This window comes from Leptothrix ochracea L12, from assembly GCF_000262525.1.
In genome coordinates, this window is record NZ_JH660675.1 from 1 (window position 1) to 17,741 (window position 17,741).

The 17,741-nt window shown below is 59.6% G+C and carries 11 protein-coding genes and 2 pseudogenes; 7 read left to right on the plus strand and 6 right to left on the minus strand.

Translation table 11 applies throughout. The annotated features are described in order from the left end of the window. The coding region (locus LEPOCDRAFT_RS02960) for a lytic transglycosylase domain-containing protein (protein WP_245526364.1) at positions 1–895 on the minus strand (895 nt) is incomplete at its 3' end. Further along, complete coding sequence (gloB, locus tag LEPOCDRAFT_RS00995; protein ID WP_009453320.1) at positions 874–1,647, minus strand: hydroxyacylglutathione hydrolase; 774 nt, start codon at positions 1,645–1,647, stop codon at positions 874–876. The genes gloB and LEPOCDRAFT_RS02960, both read right to left, overlap by 22 nt. Before the next feature lie 20 nt (positions 1,648–1,667). Here gloB and LEPOCDRAFT_RS01000 point away from each other — a divergent pair, with 20 nt between their 5' ends. Genes LEPOCDRAFT_RS01000 through LEPOCDRAFT_RS01010 form a run of 3 tightly spaced genes read left to right on the plus strand, consistent with a single transcriptional unit; the run spans position 1,668 to position 5,341 of the window. Further along, positions 1,668–2,429 carry a class I SAM-dependent methyltransferase gene (locus tag LEPOCDRAFT_RS01000; RefSeq protein ID WP_009453321.1) on the plus strand — a complete coding sequence of 254 codons (762 nt, stop codon included), beginning with the start codon at positions 1,668–1,670 and terminating at the stop codon, positions 2,427–2,429. A gap of 10 nt (positions 2,430–2,439) precedes the next feature. After that, on the plus strand, positions 2,440–2,934 hold the full coding sequence (rnhA, locus tag LEPOCDRAFT_RS01005) for a ribonuclease HI (protein ID WP_009453322.1): 495 nt from the start codon (positions 2,440–2,442) through the stop codon (positions 2,932–2,934). 46 nt (positions 2,935–2,980) lie between these two features. After that, positions 2,981–5,341, plus strand: coding sequence for a Tex family protein (locus LEPOCDRAFT_RS01010; RefSeq protein ID WP_009453324.1), 2,361 nt, complete (start codon positions 2,981–2,983; stop codon positions 5,339–5,341). 27 nt (positions 5,342–5,368) lie between these two features. Here the strand turns inward: LEPOCDRAFT_RS01010 and LEPOCDRAFT_RS01015 are convergent, their stop codons facing one another. The 4 genes and pseudogenes from LEPOCDRAFT_RS01015 to LEPOCDRAFT_RS01030 all read right to left on the minus strand — a co-directional run bounded on the left by LEPOCDRAFT_RS01015 (position 5,369) and on the right by LEPOCDRAFT_RS01030 (position 13,041). Beyond that, positions 5,369–8,740, minus strand: a complete 3,372-nt coding sequence (locus LEPOCDRAFT_RS01015; protein ID WP_009453325.1) for a tandem-95 repeat protein — start codon at positions 8,738–8,740, stop codon at positions 5,369–5,371. A gap of 113 nt (positions 8,741–8,853) precedes the next feature. After that, positions 8,854–10,254: an HlyD family type I secretion periplasmic adaptor subunit gene (locus LEPOCDRAFT_RS01020; protein ID WP_009453326.1), complete on the minus strand. Its 1,401-nt coding sequence runs from the start codon at positions 10,252–10,254 to the stop codon at positions 8,854–8,856. Next, positions 10,251–12,443 carry a type I secretion system permease/ATPase gene (locus LEPOCDRAFT_RS01025; protein ID WP_009453327.1) on the minus strand — a complete coding sequence of 731 codons (2,193 nt, stop codon included), beginning with the start codon at positions 12,441–12,443 and terminating at the stop codon, positions 10,251–10,253. The genes LEPOCDRAFT_RS01020 and LEPOCDRAFT_RS01025 overlap by 4 nt, the downstream gene beginning before the upstream one ends. Next, positions 12,440–13,041 (minus strand): annotated as a pseudogene (locus LEPOCDRAFT_RS01030) (NUDIX hydrolase). The gene LEPOCDRAFT_RS01025 and the pseudogene LEPOCDRAFT_RS01030 overlap by 4 nt, the downstream one beginning before the upstream one ends. On the opposite strand from LEPOCDRAFT_RS01030, the gene pgeF reads away from it, so the two are divergent. The 4 genes and pseudogenes from pgeF to phbB all read left to right on the plus strand — a co-directional run bounded on the left by pgeF (position 13,040) and on the right by phbB (position 17,739). After that, the gene (pgeF, locus tag LEPOCDRAFT_RS01035; RefSeq protein WP_245526365.1) at positions 13,040–13,894 is read left to right on the plus strand and encodes a peptidoglycan editing factor PgeF; all 855 of its coding nucleotides are present in this window, start codon (positions 13,040–13,042) and stop codon (positions 13,892–13,894) included. The pseudogene LEPOCDRAFT_RS01030 and the gene pgeF overlap by 2 nt on opposite strands. Positions 13,895–14,014: 120 nt before the next feature. Further along, positions 14,015–15,762, plus strand: a pseudogene (gene phaC, locus LEPOCDRAFT_RS01040) (class I poly(R)-hydroxyalkanoic acid synthase). 24 nt (positions 15,763–15,786) lie between these two features. Beyond that, positions 15,787–16,965 (plus strand): acetyl-CoA C-acetyltransferase, encoded by a 1,179-nt coding sequence (locus LEPOCDRAFT_RS01045; protein ID WP_009453332.1) that lies wholly within the window; start codon positions 15,787–15,789, stop codon positions 16,963–16,965. A 36-nt stretch (positions 16,966–17,001) separates the two neighbouring features. Beyond that, positions 17,002–17,739 (plus strand): acetoacetyl-CoA reductase, encoded by a 738-nt coding sequence (phbB, locus tag LEPOCDRAFT_RS01050; protein WP_009453333.1) that lies wholly within the window; start codon positions 17,002–17,004, stop codon positions 17,737–17,739. Positions 17,740–17,741: the final 2 nt, after the last annotated feature.

Here is a 17,741-nt window from a genome sequence, read left to right on the forward strand (position 1 = left end):
AGGCGGCCAAAGCCAGCGGCCAAGTGCCGAACCTTTGCTTGAGCTGTGTCAAGTAATCAAGCGCAGCCCGCGTTGAGGCCAACACGTCGCGGCGATCATCGCGGAACATGTTTTGCTTCAAGTCCAGATGGCGACCAGTCCGAGCCATGAATTGCCACATGCCCGTCGCCCGTGCCGATGACGTGGCTTGGGGGTTGAAAGCACTTTCGATGAAGGGCAGCAAAGCCAGTTCGGTGGGCATGCCGCGCTTTTGCACTTCGTCCACGATATGGAACAGATAGCGTGAGCCTCGCTCTAGCGCCTTGTTCAGCAAGTCAGCTTGGGCGGTGAAGCGCTGCTCGTGTTGCTGCACCAAGTTCGACAGGGCGCCACTGCTCATCGTGCCCATGCCAAACCCCGAACGCACGCGCGACCACAGATCGGTGTGGATGCTTGCGTCGCCGAGACGGGGGATGCGTTTCGGATCGATAGGGTCTACCGGCGAGAAGAAGCCATCCATAGCGTCGCTGCTGACGGATCCCTGTGGTGCCATCGTGCTCGTGATGGGCGAGGAGGGTGCGGGTTCCGACTCCGCCATCAGGCCCATGGGTGCGGCCAGCAAGGGGGGGATCACGGTCAACAAGGGATCCCGCAGCAAAGGCGGGGGTTCGAGCGATTCGACCGAGGTGAGGATCGGGTCTTCGCCTGGACGCAGCAGCAACGCAGGAATGACGGGTAACCCTTGGCCGAGCGTAGGCGGCAACAAGGGCCGGATCGGAGACGGTGTGAGTGCGCCATCGGGATGGACGGCGGCGGAGGCGGTGCCGAGACTGCTCAGCAGGGTAAGAACGGTGCCCATCAACAGGGCCAGCGGTTTAAGACGAAAGCAGGACGTCATCGGAAATGGTTCTTCCATTGGCGTAGAGCTGCGAACACTGATGCGGGATCAGGGCTGTTCGCACCATGAGCCTGAGCGGCAGCAACCACGGCGGGTTGGTGACAACGCAGGAACGGATTGATCTTGAGCTCGGTTTCGAGCCGGACAGGCAGGGTGCTTTCCCGTGCTGCCCGCCGCCGCTGACACAGTGCGACGTACGTGACAAGGTCCACATTATCGGGTTCGATAAGCTGCGCAAACCTTAAATTGGCAAGGGTGTACTCATGGGCACAACAGATCCTTGTATCCAAAGGTAAAGCGGCAAGGCGCTGCAAGGATGCAAACATCTGCGCGGGCGAGCCTTCAAAAAGGCGTCCACAACCCGCTGAAAACAGAGTGTCGCCACAGAAAAGAAGCGGTGACTCATCAGGAACATGGGCGATATAGGCCAAGTGATCGATGGTATGCCCCGGCACCTCCAGCACTTGCCAATCGAGCCCCAGCCAGTCGAAGCGCTGCCCATCGGCCGGGGTGGTAGCGATGCCCGCCAAGCCTTCACGGGATGGGCCGTAGATCGGTATCGTCCCAAGGGCTGTTTGCAACGCATCCAGCCCCCCGATGTGATCGGCGTGGTGATGCGTCACTAGAATTGCGACAAGTCGCAATGCATGCTGTCGCAGCGCTGCCAACACGGGTTCAGCCTCACCCGGATCGACCACGACGGCGTCTTGGCCGTTGTGAAGAAGCCAGATGTAGTTGTCGTCAAAAGCGGGTAAGGCAAGTAGTTTCATGCAGGAATCATGACCAAATCATGACAAAAGTCGCGCCGATTATAGGGAACGACCCTTTACTGCCTCTCGGCTTCCAAACGCCCCAAGGGCGTTACCTCTTGGCGTGGGAGCAGCAACTGCTCAATGGTTGGGTGGCGGATGTGTTCGGTTTCCATGCCGTGCAGCTCGGATGGCCGGCTCTTGAGAGCTTGCGCATGAACCGTATGCCGCACCGCTGGCGTGTCGATCACGAGGGCAGTCCCGAACGCGCTGACGCTGCTTTGCGTGCTGATTTCTCGGCCCTGCCTTTCCCATCCGCTAGCCTCGATTTGATCGTGATGCCGCATACCTTGGAGCAGGCACAGGACCCGCATCGCACATTGCGTGAGGCGGAACGGGTGTTGGTGGCCGATGGGCGATTGATGTTGGTCGGCTTCAATCCGGTGGGTTTGTGGGCTTGGCAGCGTCAGCCCATTCATGAGGGAGCCGCCACGGCTCGCTCAGTTTGGATCGGCCATCGGCGCGCACGCGATTGGTTGCATCTGCTCGGGTTCGAGATCCTGCAAGAACAGTTCGGTGTTTATCGTCCTCCGCTGCGACACGCCGTCTGGCTGGAGCGTTGTGCTTGGATGGACCGAGTGGGTCCCCTTGCATGGCCTATGTTGAGTGCTGTCTACGCCATCGAGGCCGTCAAACGCATCCAAGGCGTGCATTTGATCCGCCCACGTCGTGCCACGCCTTTGCGCCCGATGCCTGCGGCAGCGGCCACAACACCGCGACAATCTCACCCCGAACCCCACTGAGCCCCCGCGTATGACGACTTCCACCGCTGCTGCACCGACTTCGTCGCCCCCCAAGATCGCTCGCCCCGAGGTGGTGATCTACACCGACGGCGCTTGCAAGGGCAACCCCGGCCGGGGCGGTTGGGGGGCTTGGCTGAAAAACGGTGCCCATGAAAAAGAGCTGTTTGGCGGTGAAGCACTCACCACCAACAACCGCATGGAGCTCACTGCCGTGATCGAGTCTTTGGCCAGCTTGAAGCGCAACTGCAACATCACCATTCACACCGACAGCGAGTACGTGCGCAACGGCATCATGACGTGGATCCACGGCTGGAAGAAACGCGGCTGGAAGACGGCCGACGGCAAGCCGGTGAAGAACATGGATCTGTGGCAACGCCTTGAAGCGCTCTCGACCCTGCACAGCATCGACTGGCGTTGGGTCAAGGGCCATGCAGGTGATCCGGGTAACGAACACGCCGATGCGTTGGCGAATCGAGGGGTCGAGGAGCCCGGCGGCCCGCGTTGAGGCGTGGCAAACTGCGGCGCCTCCTTAACTCTCCTGCTTTGCACCCTTGGACAAGATCCTGCTTCAGATTGCCGCCGAACTCTCCGTTCGCCCGGCGCAAGTCAATGCTGCGGTGCAGCTGCTCGACGGCGGGGCTACCGTGCCCTTCATCGCCCGCTATCGCAAAGAAGCCACCGACGGTTTGGATGACAGCCAATTGCGCGACCTTGAAGCGCGTTTGAGCTATTTGCGTGAACTCGAAGAACGCCGCGCAGCGGTGCTGAAACTGATCGACGAGCAAGGCAAGCTCAGCCCCGAGCTGCGCGCCGCCATCGAAGCCGCCCCGACCAAGCAGGAGTTGGAAGATCTTTATCTGCCCTACAAAACCAAGCGTCGCACCAAGGGCATGATCGCCCGCGAAGCCGGGTTGGAGCCGCTGGCCGACAAGCTGTTTGCCAACCCCGCGCTCGACCCGCAGGCTGAGGCCGCAGCCTTCCTCCAACCGGAGGCTGGTTTTGCCGACGTCGCAGCGGTGCTCGACGGGGTGCGCGATCTGCTCTCGGAGCGTTGGGCCGAAGACGCCACCTTGGTGGGCCGCTTGCGTGAGTGGCTCTGGAGCGATGGGCTCTTGCAGTCCAAGTTGGCCAGCGGCAAGGACGAAAACAACGCCGACGTGGCCAAGTTCCGCGACTATTTCGACTACAGCGAACCCATCCAGCGGGTGCCTTCGCACCGTGCTTTGGCGGTATTCCGGGGCCGCACCCTGGAAATGTTGGACGCTAAATTGGTCTTGGATGAAGTGCTGGTGCCCGGCCAGATTTCGATGGCCGAAGGTCGGATCGCGATTCATTTGGGCTGGAGCCATGCCAAGCGATCCAGCGACGATCTGATCCGCAAGACCATCGCTTGGACGTGGAAGGTCAAGCTCTCTTTGAGCTTGGAGCGCGATCTCTTCACCCGGCTGCGCGAAGCCGCTGAAGGTGTGGCGATCAAGGTGTTTGCCGAGAACCTGCGCGATCTGCTCTTGGCTGCGCCGGCGGGCAAGCGGGTGGTGATGGGTCTTGATCCCGGCATCCGCACCGGCGTGAAGGTCGCAGTGGTGAGTGACACCGGCAAGGTGCTCGATACCGCCACGGTCTACCCGCACGAGCCCCGACGCGATTGGGACGGCTCCCTGCACACCTTGGCCAAGCTCTGTGCCACCCACGGTGTCAACTTGATTGCCATCGGCAACGGCACCGCCAGCCGCGAAACCGACAAGTTGGCTGCTGATCTGATCCAGCGCCTCAAGTCTTCACCCGTTCGCCCTGAGCCTGTCGAAGGGTCAGCGGTCGGTCTTCAAAAAGTCGTGGTCAGCGAGGCGGGCGCGTCGGTCTACTCGGCGAGCGAATTTGCCTCGAAAGAGCTGCCTGATTTGGATGTCAGCTTGCGCGGTGCGGTCTCGATCGCGCGGCGTTTGCAAGACCCGCTGGCTGAGTTGGTCAAGATTGATCCGAAGAGCATCGGTGTGGGTCAGTATCAGCACGACGTGCATCAAAGCGGCTTGGCGCGCAGCTTGGACGCGGTGGTCGAAGACTGCGTGAATGCGGTCGGCGTCGATCTGAATACGGCGTCGAGTGCTTTGTTGGCGCGTGTTTCGGGTCTTTCAAGCACCGTTGCCGGCAACATCGTGCGTTGGCGTGATGCGCATGGCGCGTTCCGCAATCGCAAGCAGCTGCTGGATGTGAACGGTTTGGGACCGAAAACCTTTGAGCAATCGGCCGGCTTTTTGCGCATTCCCGGCGGCGAGAACCCGCTCGATAACTCGGGCGTCCACCCCGAAACCTACCCACTGGTTGAAAAGATACTCACCCAAGCGGGCAAGCCTTTGCCCGAGTTACTGGGGCGAGGCGAGGTGCTCAAAACTTTGCGCCCTGAGATGTTTGTCGATGAACGCTTTGGGGCCATCACCGTCAAAGACGTCTTGGCCGAGCTCGAAAAGCCGGGCCGCGACCCGCGTCCTGATTTCAAGGTGGCGCGTTTGACCGACGGTGTGCAAGACCTGAAGGATTTGAGCGTCGGCATGGTGCTGGAAGGCACCGTGAGCAACGTGGCGCAGTTCGGCGCTTTTATCGACTTGGGCGTCCACCAAGACGGCTTGGTGCATGTCAGTCAGCTGTCGAACAAGTTCGTCAACGACGCCCGTGAAGTGGTCAAGACCGGCGACATCGTCAAGGTCAAGGTGATGGAAGTCGATCTGGCGCGCAAACGCATCTCGCTCACCATGAAGCTCGACACCGCAGCCCCGCGTGGTGCTGCACAGGTCGCTCATGAGCGTTCATCGCCATCACGATCGGCATCGCCCAGCGCAAAAAGAAGCGCTCCGCAGGCGGCGAACCCGGGGAGCGCGATGGCCGCCGCCTTTGCCAAGTTGCAAGGACGGCGTTAAACCAGCCAAGGCGGGGCAGCCTAGGCTTTAGGCCCCGCCACCATGGTGGTTTTGCTGCTGGTTCTGGTTCAAGGTATGGAGGGCCACGCTCAGGGGGTCGCTCGGGCCGACGAAGCTCATGGCGGAGAGCGCATCTGTCGCATGCGTGGTTCCTGTCGGTGAACTGGTCGGTGGGCTGATCGGTGCACTGGTCGTGGCAAGGGGCGTGTTTGCAGGGGAGGGCCCCAAGTTGTTGAGCAGGTGGTCCAGCGACCAAGCACTGTCCTGACCGGACCCAAGCAGATCACCAAGACTCAGTGCTGAAACATGGCCGACCGGATTGGCAAAAACAGTGGCGGGAGCAGTACCTGTCGGGATCGCCGCAGGATTCGTCAGATCAAGCTGGATCGTCGTCGTCGCAGTGCCACCGTGCCCATCATTGGCCCGGATCGCGAAGGAATCCCCACCGACATAGAACGGCGTTGGATTGCCGGCCGGCATGACCGCAGGAGCATACGACCACGTGCCATCGGGATTGACCGTCACCACCGGCTGCGTCAGTGCCCCCGGCACATTGGGGGCCATCACAAGGCTGAACGTGACCGTATCACCATCCACATCGAAGGCGCTGACCTTGTCCGTGATGACGGCCGTGTTGCCCGGAACGCTGTAGTTGTAGTTCAACGTGCCCGAATTAAAACCAGGCGTTAACGGGTCCGTCGGCGTCGTGATGAAGACGGGCGGATCATTGACCGGCGAGACGTTGACTGTCACCGTGGTGATCGCTGTGGCATTGCCGGCACCTGAGTTGTCATTGACGATGATCTGGAAGCTTTCGGTGCCAAAGAAATTGGGTGCCGGTTGATACGTCCAGTGACCGTCTTGGGTCACGCCGACCACGCTACCAAGTTGCATGCCTGCGGTCGAACCCAAGCTGTAAACCAGCCATTGGCTCAGGTCTCCAAGCGCGATATCGACGTCCGTCGCCTGAACCACCCCGGTGGTTTGCGTGTCTTCAGGCGTTGCTGCGGTGTAGGTGAGGTTATTGAACACGGGGGTGTCGTTGACAGAAGTCACCCCGAGCTTGACCGTCGTGTTCACGGCTGCGCCATTGCTGTCAGAGACCTGCACTTGGAACGAATCGAGACCGTTGAAGTTGGCACTGGGTGTGTATTGCCACGTTCCGTCATTGTTGACAGCGATGGCACCATGGGCGGTTGTGCCACTGGACGCGAGACTGCCGTCGGGCAGCAGCAATCGATACCCAGATGTCAGCGAGCCATCCTCGACGTCTACGGCGTGCACTTGCCCGGTGTTGGAGACGTTCGCTATCGGCGTACTGTCCTCCATGACCTGCTGGTTGTACTCGTAGACCGCCGGACCACCCGTGGCGTTCGGTGTCACGGAGAAATTCGGCGAAAGCAGCGTCTGCTGATAGACCGGGGGGTCGTTGACCATCTTCACGACGATCGACCACGTGCTTGTTTCAGCACCAGCCGTGATCTGGCCACTGCCGTAGTCCGGTGCGACCTGATAGTTCACCACCAATGAAATCGGATGCCCCGTGGCTGGATCAATCAGCGGGTTGCCATTGGGATCGGCATTGTTGTAGTTTGGTGCAGGAATGAAGGTCAGCACCTCATTGAGACCCTGAGGGACACGGCTGACGGAAATGATCTGACCGGCATAGTGGTCCGCCGAATCGTAGACCGGGATACCACCGGTGTACGACAGAATCGCCCCGGTGGTTGGATCCTGCGTGACCGTTCCGTAGTCAATGAAGTGCGATGCCGAGTGGGTTGGACTGGTATCTTGCAACGTCCAGATCACTACCTTGCTGAGCGGTGTCGTCGAGAATCCATCGTTTTGGATCAGGTTCACATTGACCAGCGGGGTGTCCTCAATGGTCACGCTGAAGTCAGGCTTGCTGTCCGTCATCGGTGTGACCGTGATCGGCTTGGTGCCCGATGCAACAGCCCCCAAAGGGTCCGTGCTGGTGACGGTCAGTAGATCACTGCCGTTCCAGTCGGGTGCTGGGCTGTACTTCAACCCACTCAGTACCGTATTGATATCTGCGATAGGGCCGCTGATGGTGACGGTCGCCGTGCCGTTGTTGCTGACGGTCAATGTGGGTAATGTGCCGACATTCAGCACCCCATTGCCGACATTCAGACTGACCGACGCGGAGCTGTTATCCGGGTCACTCAGCGAGATCGTGTTGCCCGAACCACTGAAGGTGTAAGGCGTATCTTCTGGCGTGGTGACTTGACCATTGTTGGATGGCACGGTCGGCAGGGTCACGACCGGAGGATCGTTCACCGGACTGATGACGATGGTGGCCGTGGCTGGCGTGGGATCTTCGGCATTGGCGGCATCAATGGCCGCGTAACTTAGCGTCGTGGTGCCGTTCCAATTGGGCACGGGCATGAAGTACGCCGGGCCACTGAGCACGTCACCCGCCACCACGGGCTGAGTCATGGCCACATCTTTGTACAGCACACCTTCTGTGGCTAGCGGGAGGGTGAGGACATGGAAGCCGATGACGGCATTATCCACATCGGTTCCAGAGAACTGCACAGCCACCGGCGCCGCCGGATCTTCAATGCCATTGGCAGTGATGTTCTGTGTGTCGGGTGGATCATTGACCGGCGTGACGCCAATGGTGATCGTTGAAGTGCTTTGTCCACCACGACCGTCAGAGGCCACCACGGTGAAGCTGTCTGTGCCGTTGAAATTGGCGGCTGGCGTGTAAGTCCACGTACCGTCTGGATTGACGCTCACCGCACCGTGCCCTGGGTTGGAGCCGGTAAAGTAGCTGACTGCATCACCATCCGGATCCGTGGCCACCACTCGCCCATTGACGGTGGTGTCTTCAGGAATGCTCAGGTTGTAGTTGCCGGTGGCCGGATCAAAATTGGGATTACCTGTGTCACTGTAGATCGGGGCATGGTTAAGGGCTCCCGGTGTGAGTGCAATCGGTGTGGCCAAGGGCAGGGCCCGCACAGCCATGGCATGGCTAAAAGTCTGCGGGCTCACCGTCTCATTGATGCGATCGACCGCCAAACCCGCATAGGCTGAATTCAGCTCGCCACCGTCACCCAAAACGTTGGAGGGCGGACTGATGGCTCCAGTTGCAGGTAACAACGTCCCTTGGATTTGTACGATCCCGTCCGGGGACGTCATGACGACATCGCCTTTGCTAACGTCTTCGCCGACCTTGAGCAAACTGACCGTGCCATCGGCCTTGCGGATGATGGCTGAACCGGCGATGAACAGCACCGGCCCTTCCGGCAAGCGAGCTGGAACGTAGTTCTGATCGAGATAGACCTGCGCCCACTCTGGATTGATGGCACCCGCATTCACGCCCTTGGGCTGAACGTGGGGGCGAGCGGTGGTGTGTCTGATGTGTTTGGTCGTCATCTCGTACCTCTCTTTGGTGTGCAGCGCAGGTCAAAAGTCAGCGCTTTACCCGCAACGATTCCATCCTTGGCGCAAGGATACCCGGATTGATGGGGGCTCTCAATCTTGCAATGTCAACGTTCACGCAATGCGTAAGCATGTGCTTTCAAGACAGGTTTGAGCAAATAACCGAGCACGGATTTCTTGCCCGTCAGGATGTCCACTTCGGCGGTCATGCCCGCAATGATGGGCATGCCTTCGCTCAAATTGGGGTGCTCGGTCCGTACACGGATCACGTAGAACGCGTTGCCCCGCTCGTCCACTTGTGTATCCGGGCTGATGTTCTCGACTTTGGCTTGCAGTCCACCATAAATAGAAAAGTCATAGGACGAGAATTTGACCGTGGCGATCTGACCTGGATGGATAAAAGCAATGTCTTTGGGCTGAACTTTGGTCTCCAAGACCAAGGCGTCATCCAGCGGCACGATTTCAACCAAGTCCTTGCCGGGTTGCACCACGCCACCGACGGTATTGGCGAGCAGCCGTTGGACACGACCGCGCACCGGCGACTTGACTTGAGCTTTGTCCACCTTATCTGCCAACGCTACAGCCCCCTGGTTCAGGGCATTCAAACGGCCAAGCACGTCAGAAAGCTCTTTGCGAGCGTCGTTTCTAAACGACAACTCAGTTTCTTGGGTCTTCCTTTGAGCCTCTGAAATGGCCGACTGCACACGAGCGCTGGTGGCTGTGCTTTGTTCAAAGTCACCCTTTTGACGAACCACTTCGCGTTCGAGACGAAGGATGTCGAGCTCGGACACCGAACCGCTACGCAACAAAGGGCGCATGGTTTGAAGTTCTTTCTGCGTCAAAGCCAGTGAACTTTGAGCGGTGCTGCGTCTTGAGCGCACTTCGATCAGTTCCTGCTCCTTCTGCGCCACTTGCTGGTGGTTGATCGAAAGCAAGGCTTGCAATTCGTGAACGCGTGACTGATAGAGATTGCGCTCTTCAGCAATGATTTGTGCTTCCTCCGCATTACCGGCAGCCGGTGCAGGGGGCTGAAAAGCGGTCCCTTCAGCCAAAGCTTTTAGGCGCAGTTCGCGGATATGCAAGGCAAAAACTTGAGCGGCACTTTCGCGCACACCCGAGGTCGCACGGGTTTCATCGATGCGCAGTAGCAGTTGACCTGCTTCAACCTGCATGCCTTCGCGCACCAGAATTTCTGACACCACGCCCCCGTCGAGCGACTGAACCACCTGAAGCTGATGCGAAGGAATGACCTTGCCGTCCCCCCGAGTGACTTCATCGATCGAAGCCCAAGCGGCCCAAGCGATCAGGACCACCACCACCACCACCGATGTACGGACAATCTTTTGCGCCCGTGCTGTCCGCTGGCGTGACAGCAGTTCCTCCGCCTCGAGCTCAAAGCCGCGCACGCCTGTGGTGTCGGCCAAGGGATCTTGCGCCGGGCCAAGCAGCCGGTTCAAGGCGCCTTGGGGACGCCACCGAGCAAAGAAAGTTCGAAGAGTCATATTCATGCCGACCTCGCAATCCGGCCTGCTTGCAGCGCCTCAATCACCTTGTCACGCGGACCGTCGGCCAAGATGCGCCCGCCATCGACCACGATGAGTCGGTTCACCATGGACAGCATGGAGGTGCGATGCGTCACCAGTACCACCGTTTTGCCCTCGGCAAATTGGCTCAAGCGCTGGGTCACTTGGGCCTCAGTGGAGAAATCCATCGCGCTGGTCGGTTCGTCGAGCAACAGCATGGGTGCGTTGTGCAACACGGCACGGGCGATGCCCACACCTTGGCGTTGCCCCCCTGAGAGCAACTCACCGCGCTCGCCCACGGGCATGTCGTAGCCACGCGGATGTTGATGCACCCAGTCGCTGACCCCCGCCGTCTCAGCCGCCGCAAGGATGGCCCGATCATCGGCGTGAGGCATGCCAAAGGTGATGTTGTCGCGCAGGTTGCCGAGGAACAGAGTGACATCTTGGGCCACGTAACCGATGTTGGCGCGGATATCAGCTGGATCCAGTTGTCGCAAGTCGATGCCATCGATCAGCACCGCACCTTGCTGCGGGGTATAGAGACCCAGCATGAGTTTTTGCAAGGTCGATTTACCCGAACCGATGCGCCCGATCAAGGCGACTTTCTCTCCCGGTTGAATCCGAAAACTGACACCGCTCACGGCGCTGTCATCCCGGTTCGGGTAGCTGAAATGCACGTCGCGAAATTCAATCTCGCCGCGCAATTGCTGGCGATGCAAGAACGTTTGACCTGTTTCGCGTTCTGTGGGGCGTTCCATCATTTCATTGAGCGATTCGAGCGCCGTGCGAGCGGTTTGGTATTGCAGCAGCAAGCTCACGATCTGACCGGCCGGGGTGAGGGCGCGTGAAGCCAACGTCGAACCGGCAATCAGCGCCCCCAAGGTCAAGTCGTGTTTACTGATCAAGTAAACCCCGATGATGATCACCACCAGTGACACCATTTGCATCAACCACTGGGTACCGTAATTGGCTTGACTGGAGAGCGAGCGCATCCGCACCGTCATCAGGGCCAGATGGGTGTTGATGCGTTCCCAGCGCGCTTGGATCACCCCTTCAGCACGTTGAGTTTTGATGCTTTCGATGCCGCCCAAGGCTTCGACCAAGGTCGCATTGCGTTGCGCGCTGGCGGCATATGTGCCTTGAGAGAGTTCATGCAAGCGGAATTGCAAGATATAGCCTGAACCCACGATCAGCACGAAGGCCACGATCACCGGCAGCAGCAGCCAAGGCGAGATCCACGCCAACACCAGTAAAAAGAGCAAGCCGAAGGGGAGATCGACCAGCGCAGTCACGGTGGATGTGGCGATGAAGTCGCGTACTTGCTCAAAGCCACGCAGGTTCGAGGCAAACGAGCCCACCGAGGCTGGCCGATCGGCCATGCGCATCCCCAAGACGCGCTCCATCAGCACGGCGGAGAGCCGTACATCGATGCGCGCACTGGCTTCATCGATGAAACGACTGCGCAGCTTACGCATGTACAAGTCAGCCACCAACGTGATGAATAACCCGATCGACAGGGCCCAGAGCGTCTCAATGCCGTGGTTAGGCACCACACGGTCGTAGACGTTCATGGTGAAGATGGGGAAGGCCAGTCCGAACAGGTTGATCAGCAGCGCAGCCCACAAAATGTCTTGATAGACCCCGCGCTGGCTGAAAATGGCGCTCCAAAACCAGTGCCCTTGGAAGCGGGGGCGGCGATGTGTTCGGTGCTCTTGCGTGTTTAACTGCGGCCGCACAAACAGCGTCAGACCGGTGTAGCGTGCCATCAGGTCATCCCATGGCATCAGCACCGTGCCTTGACCGGACTCGGGCAACAGGACTTGCGCGTCGCCCTCGGGGTTGAACCCCAAGAACACACACGCTTCTTCACCGTGCATCAACATGATGACGGGCAGCACCGCCGCCTCAAAGATGGCATCGTTTTGGCGCTGAAGTTTGGCCACCATGCCAACCCGTGCCGCAGCACGTTCCACCATGGCCAAGGGCAGTCGCCCATCTTTCATGGGTAAGCCTGCGGACAACGAAGCGCGTGAGGCATGCACACCGTGCAGGCGACAGACCTCCAGCAAGCAGTCGAGCAAGGGGTCCGGATGAATCAGATCTTCGCGCAGGCGGTTAGGCGGTGCCGCTTGGGGCCGAAGTGGGGGCGCTTGATGGGTCGTCGTATCCGTCATGGGTCGATGAGGTCAGTGCAAGGGCCTTCTTGAGCTTGAGCCCAGCGGCTGTCGATATCGATATCGATGCAATGGATATCGAATCGACCTTGTCGGTAGTCGTTGAAATACTGCTTCAGAGCCATGCGAACGGTCCGAAACGCCAAGGTATCCCAGGGAATTTCAGCCTCACGATATAGCGCGACTTCCAAGGTCTCGGGGCCCGGATCGAAACGCGTGTCGAGAAGCTGCGCACGATAAAAAGATGCACTTGTCCGACCGACGCTAGGTTCATCAATGCAAACAAACCTTGCAGCTCGATATGTGCTCCGGCCTCTTCGTGGGTTTCACGCAGCGCACCTTCAGCGGTGGTTTCTCCAAGCTCCATAAAGCCGGCAGGTAGGGTCCACAAACCTCGACGAGGTTCGATGGCCCGACGGCACAGCAAAACACGATCCGCCCAGGTCGGAATGGTGCCGACCACGTTGAGCGGATTTTCATAATGGATCTCGCCACACGTTGTACAAACCGCACGTTCACGGTTGTCATCGGGAGGAGTCCAGTATTCGACCGGGGAGCCGCAACAGCGGCAATGCCTGATGCGGCGGATGGGCTGCATGGCCGGCAGTGTAAACGTTCAATCCGGCTATGCTTGGCTCTTTGCACGCCTTGGCAACATGCTTGACGATCCTGTTTCCTTGTTCCCGGTGTGGCCGGTTTCAGCGCGCATCGGCGCGTGTGTCAGCACTCGTCTTGGCGGGGTCAGTCAACCGCCCTTTGACCAATTGAACCTTGGTGATCATGTGGGTGATGACCCTGATGATGTGGCGATCAATCGAAAGCGCTGGGCTGGTGGTTTGGGCGTTGATCCGGTTTGGATGCGTCAAGTTCATGGCATCCATGCGCAAGTACTGACAAGAAGTCGTCAAGCCCGTCTGCATGGCGTCGAAGCCGACGCCGCTCTCACGACCGAGCCGGGCTTGGCCTGTGTGGTTGGAGTGGCGGATTGCCTACCCATTTTGTTGGCGGTGCTCGACGCATCGGAGGGCGGTGTGAAGCAGGGCGTCGCCGCCATCCACGCCGGTTGGCGCGGCTTGGCGCATGGCGTCATCGAGAACACCTTGCAAGCCCTGTGTCGTGAAAGTGCAACATCCCCCAAACACATCGTGGCGTGGCTGGGCCCTTGCATCGGCCCCACATGTTTTGAAGTCGGGACCGAGGTCCATGAGGCCTTGAAGGGGCATGACTCTGGGCAGGCGCGATTTGTGCGTGCATCGACGCCCGACAAGTGGTTTGCCGATCTGGCTGGCTTAGCGCGAGATCGCCTGCACGCATTGGGCATCGCTTCGGTGCATGGCAATGACAGCCATGCCACGTGGTGTACTGCGCTCCAATCCGGGCGCTACTTTTCTCATCGCCGCGATCAAGGGCGGACAGGACGCATGGCTGCCGCGATCTGGATCAAGTCTTGAAGGGTTTTCACGGCTGGACAACAAGATTCATGAAAGCTCCAAGGTGCACGATCATCGCCCTGAAGAATCCATGAAATCATGACACTGCCGTCTGTTGAGGTCTGTGTCTGGAGGAGAGACATGAGCACTGCACGCAAGACAACATCTCGGGCCAAGCCGTCCGCTAAACCGACCATGGAGCCAACGGCCGCTGCGACGCCGCAGGCCACCGCGGCTGATCGAGTGACCCCGGTCTTGTCCTTGGGTGAAAGCTTGGGCAAGTCGCTTCAAGGCTTTGCCCACCTCAGCATGGCTCCCGATGCCTTGGGGCGCATTCAGACGGATTACCTGCGTCAAGTCACGGATTTGTGGAACACCACACTGACCTCACCGACCGAAGCGCCCAAAGTCAAAGATCGCCGTTTTTCGGCCGAGGCTTGGCAGCGCAATCCGGCGTCGAGCTTCTTGGCCTCCGCGTATCTGCTCAATGCCAACGCCTTGTTGAACTTGGCCGATGCCGTCCAAGGCGATGAAAAACCCGGCAGCGCATGCGCTTCGCTGTGCAGCAGTGGGTCGATGCTGCCGCGCCGTCGAACTTTCTGGCGCTGAACCCGGAAGCACAACAAAAGGCGCTGGAAACCAAGGGCGAGAGCATCACCCACGGGGTGGCGCAGTTGCTCAAGGACATCCAGCAAGGGCACGTCTCGCAGACCGATGAAAGCCTGTTCGAAGTGGGTCGCAATGTGGCAACCACCGAAGGCACGGTGGTGTTCGAAAACGAACTCTTCCAGCTCATCGAGTACAAGCCTCTGACCGAACAGGTCCACGCCAAGCCGATGTTGTTTGTGCCGCCGTGCATCAACAAGTTCTACATCATGGACTTGCAGCCGGACAACTCGCTTATCCGCTACACCGTGGCCCAAGGTCACCGGATGTTCGTGCTGAGCTGGCGCAATCCCGATGACAGCTTGGTCAACACGACGTGGGACGACTACATCGAGCAAGCCGTCATCAAGGCCATCCATGTGGTGCAAGAGATTGGCGGCACCGAGACCATCGACACGCTGGGCTTCTGTGTCGGCGGCACCTTGCTGACCACGGCCTTGGCAGTCTTGGCAGCGCGCGGTGAACAACCCGCCGCCAGCATCACCCTGCTGACCACACTGCTTGACTTCAGCAACACCGGCATCCTTGATCTCTTCATTGATGAAGCGGCCGTGCGCCTGCGCGAAGTCACCCTGGGGTCGGATGCGCCCAATGGTCCCGGCATGCTCAAGGGCAAGGAGTTGGGTGCCACCTTCAGTTTCCTGCGTCCGAACGATCTGGTCTGGAACTACGTGGTCGGCAACTACCTCAAGGGCGAAACGCCGCCGCCGTTCGACTTGCTCTACTGGAACTCGGACAGCACCAATCTGCCCGGCCCGATGTACTGCTGGTACCTGCGCAACACCTACCTTGAAAACAATCTCAAGGAACCGGGCAAAACCACGGTCTGCGGCGAAGCGGTCGATTTCGGTGCCATCAAGGCCCCGGTGTACCTCTACGCCTCGCGCGAGGATCACATCGTGCCGTGGGACTCGGCGTTCATGAGCACCAAGCTGCTCAAGGGTCCGAAGCGCTTTGTGCTCGGGGCCTCGGGTCACATTGCCGGCGTGATCAATCCGCCGGCCAAGAAAAAACGTAATTACTGGACGGCGCCCAAGCTCACTGCCAACGCGCAGGACTGGCTGGACAGCGCCACCGAGCATCCCGGCAGCTGGTGGACCGATTGGTCTGACTGGCTTGCCAAGCACGCCGGCCCTCTGGAGCCGGCACCCAAGACACCCGGCACGGCCCAATATCGGCCGATCGAACCAGCGCCGGGTCGGTATGTCAAACACAAAGTTTGATGACCCATCAAGAGGAGACTTTCCATGACAGATATCGTGATCGTTGCCGCCACCCGCACAGCCGTGGGTCGTTTCGGTGGTTCCTTGGCCAAGGTGGCCGCGCCTGATTTGGGCGCCGTGGTGTTGCGTGAGCTGCTCAAGCGCAGCCAGCTGAGCAGCGAACAAATTGGCGAAGTGATCTTCGGCCAAGTGCTGCAAGCGGGTTCGGGCCAAAACCCGGCTCGTCAAACCGTGATCAAGGCCGGCTTTTCGCAAGGCGTGCCGGCCATGACTATCAACAAGGTCTGCGGCTCGGGCTTGAAGGCTGTGATGTTGGCGGCTCAAGCCATCCGTGACGGCGACAGCGAGATCGTCATCGCTGGCGGCCAAGAAAACATGAGCGCCAGCCCGCACGTGATGCTCGGTTCGCGCGACGGCACCCGCATGGGTGATGCCAAGCTGATCGACTCGATGATCGTGGACGGCCTGTGGGACGTGTACAACCAGTACCACATGGGCATCACCGCTGAAAACGTCGCTAAGAAGTACGGCATCACCCGCGAGATGCAAGACGCTTTGGCGCTGGCTTCGCAGCAAAAAGCTGTGGCCGCTCAAGACGCTGGCCGCTTCAAAGACGAAATCGTTGGCGTGTCGATCCCGCAGCGCAAGGGCGATCCGGTGGTGTTTGACACCGACGAATTTGTCAATCGCAAAACCACCGCCGAAGTGCTGGCCGGTCTGCGCCCCGCCTTCGACAAGGCCGGCTCGGTCACCGCTGGCAACGCTTCAGGCCTCAACGACGGCTCCGCTGGCGTGGTGGTCATGAGCGCCAAGAAGGCCGAAGCCTTGGGCTTGAAGCCCCTGGGCCGGATCGCTTCTTACGCCAGCGCTGGGCTGGATCCGGCTTACATGGGCATGGGCCCTGTGCCGGCCGCTCAAAAGGCCTTGGCTCGTGCTGGCTGGAAGCCCGCTGACCTCGACTTGCTCGAAATCAACGAAGCCTTCGCTGCTCAAGCCTGCGCCGTCAACCAAGAAATGGGCTGGGACACCAGCAAGATCAACGTCAATGGCGGTGCCATCGCCATCGGCCATCCGATCGGCGCTTCTGGCTGCCGTATTTTGGTGACCTTGCTGCATGAAATGCAGCGTCGGGATGCCAAGAAGGGCATCGCCTCGCTGTGTATCGGTGGCGGCATGGGCGTGGCACTGACCATCGAACGCTGATCCAAGTTCATCATTAAATTCATTGAGGAGATAAACATGTCGCAAAAAATCGCTTACGTCACCGGTGGTATGGGTGGCATCGGAACCGCCATCTGCCGTCGCTTGCACAAAGAAGGTTTCAAGGTCATCGCCGGTTGCGGCCCGACCCGTGACTTCGACAAGTGGCTGGCCGAGCAAAAGGCAGAAGGTTTCACCTTCTACGCTTCGGTCGGTAACGTGGCCGACTGGGATTCGACCGTCGAAGCCTTTGCCAAGGCCAAGGCCGAGCACGGCCCGATCGACGTGCTGGTCAACAACGCCGGCATCACCAAGGACCGCATGTTCTTGAAGATGACCCGTGACGACTGGGACGCTGTGATCAGCACCAACCTGACATCGATGTTCAACGTCACCAAGCAAGTGGTGGCTGACATGGTCGAAAAGGGCTGGGGCCGCATCATCCAGATCTCGTCGGTCAACGGCGAAAAGGGTCAAGCTGGTCAAACCAACTACTCGGCTGCCAAGGCCGGTATGCACGGTTTCACCATGGCTCTGGCCCAAGAAATGGCCAACAAGGGCGTGACGGTCAACACCGTGAGCCCAGGCTACATCGGCACCGACATGGTCCGCGCCATCAAGCCGGAAGTGCTGGAAAAGATCGTTGCCACGATCCCTGTGAAGCGTCTGGGTACGCCGGGTGAAATCGGCTCCATCTGCGCTTGGCTGGCCAGCGAAGACTCCGGCTTCACCACCGGCGCTGACTTCAGCTGCAACGGCGGTCTGCACATGGGCTGATG

Excerpts from the sequence above, each read along its gene's own strand:
- LEPOCDRAFT_RS01015 (WP_009453325.1), bottom strand. The coding sequence starts at position 8,740 with ATGACGACCAAACACATCAGACACACCACCGCTCGCCCCCACGTTCAG.
- LEPOCDRAFT_RS01045 (WP_009453332.1), top strand. The coding sequence starts at position 15,787 with ATGACAGATATCGTGATCGTTGCCGCCACCCGCACAGCCGTGGGTCGT.
- phbB (WP_009453333.1), top strand. The coding sequence starts at position 17,002 with ATGTCGCAAAAAATCGCTTACGTCACCGGTGGTATGGGTGGCATCGGA.
- gloB (WP_009453320.1), bottom strand. The coding sequence starts at position 1,647 with ATGAAACTACTTGCCTTACCCGCTTTTGACGACAACTACATCTGGCTT.
- LEPOCDRAFT_RS01025 (WP_009453327.1), bottom strand. The coding sequence starts at position 12,443 with ATGACGGATACGACGACCCATCAAGCGCCCCCACTTCGGCCCCAAGCG.
- LEPOCDRAFT_RS01020 (WP_009453326.1), bottom strand. The coding sequence starts at position 10,254 with ATGAATATGACTCTTCGAACTTTCTTTGCTCGGTGGCGTCCCCAAGGC.
- rnhA (WP_009453322.1), top strand. The coding sequence starts at position 2,440 with ATGACGACTTCCACCGCTGCTGCACCGACTTCGTCGCCCCCCAAGATC.
- pgeF (WP_245526365.1), top strand. The coding sequence starts at position 13,040 with ATGGCCGGCAGTGTAAACGTTCAATCCGGCTATGCTTGGCTCTTTGCA.
- LEPOCDRAFT_RS01000 (WP_009453321.1), top strand. The coding sequence starts at position 1,668 with ATGACAAAAGTCGCGCCGATTATAGGGAACGACCCTTTACTGCCTCTC.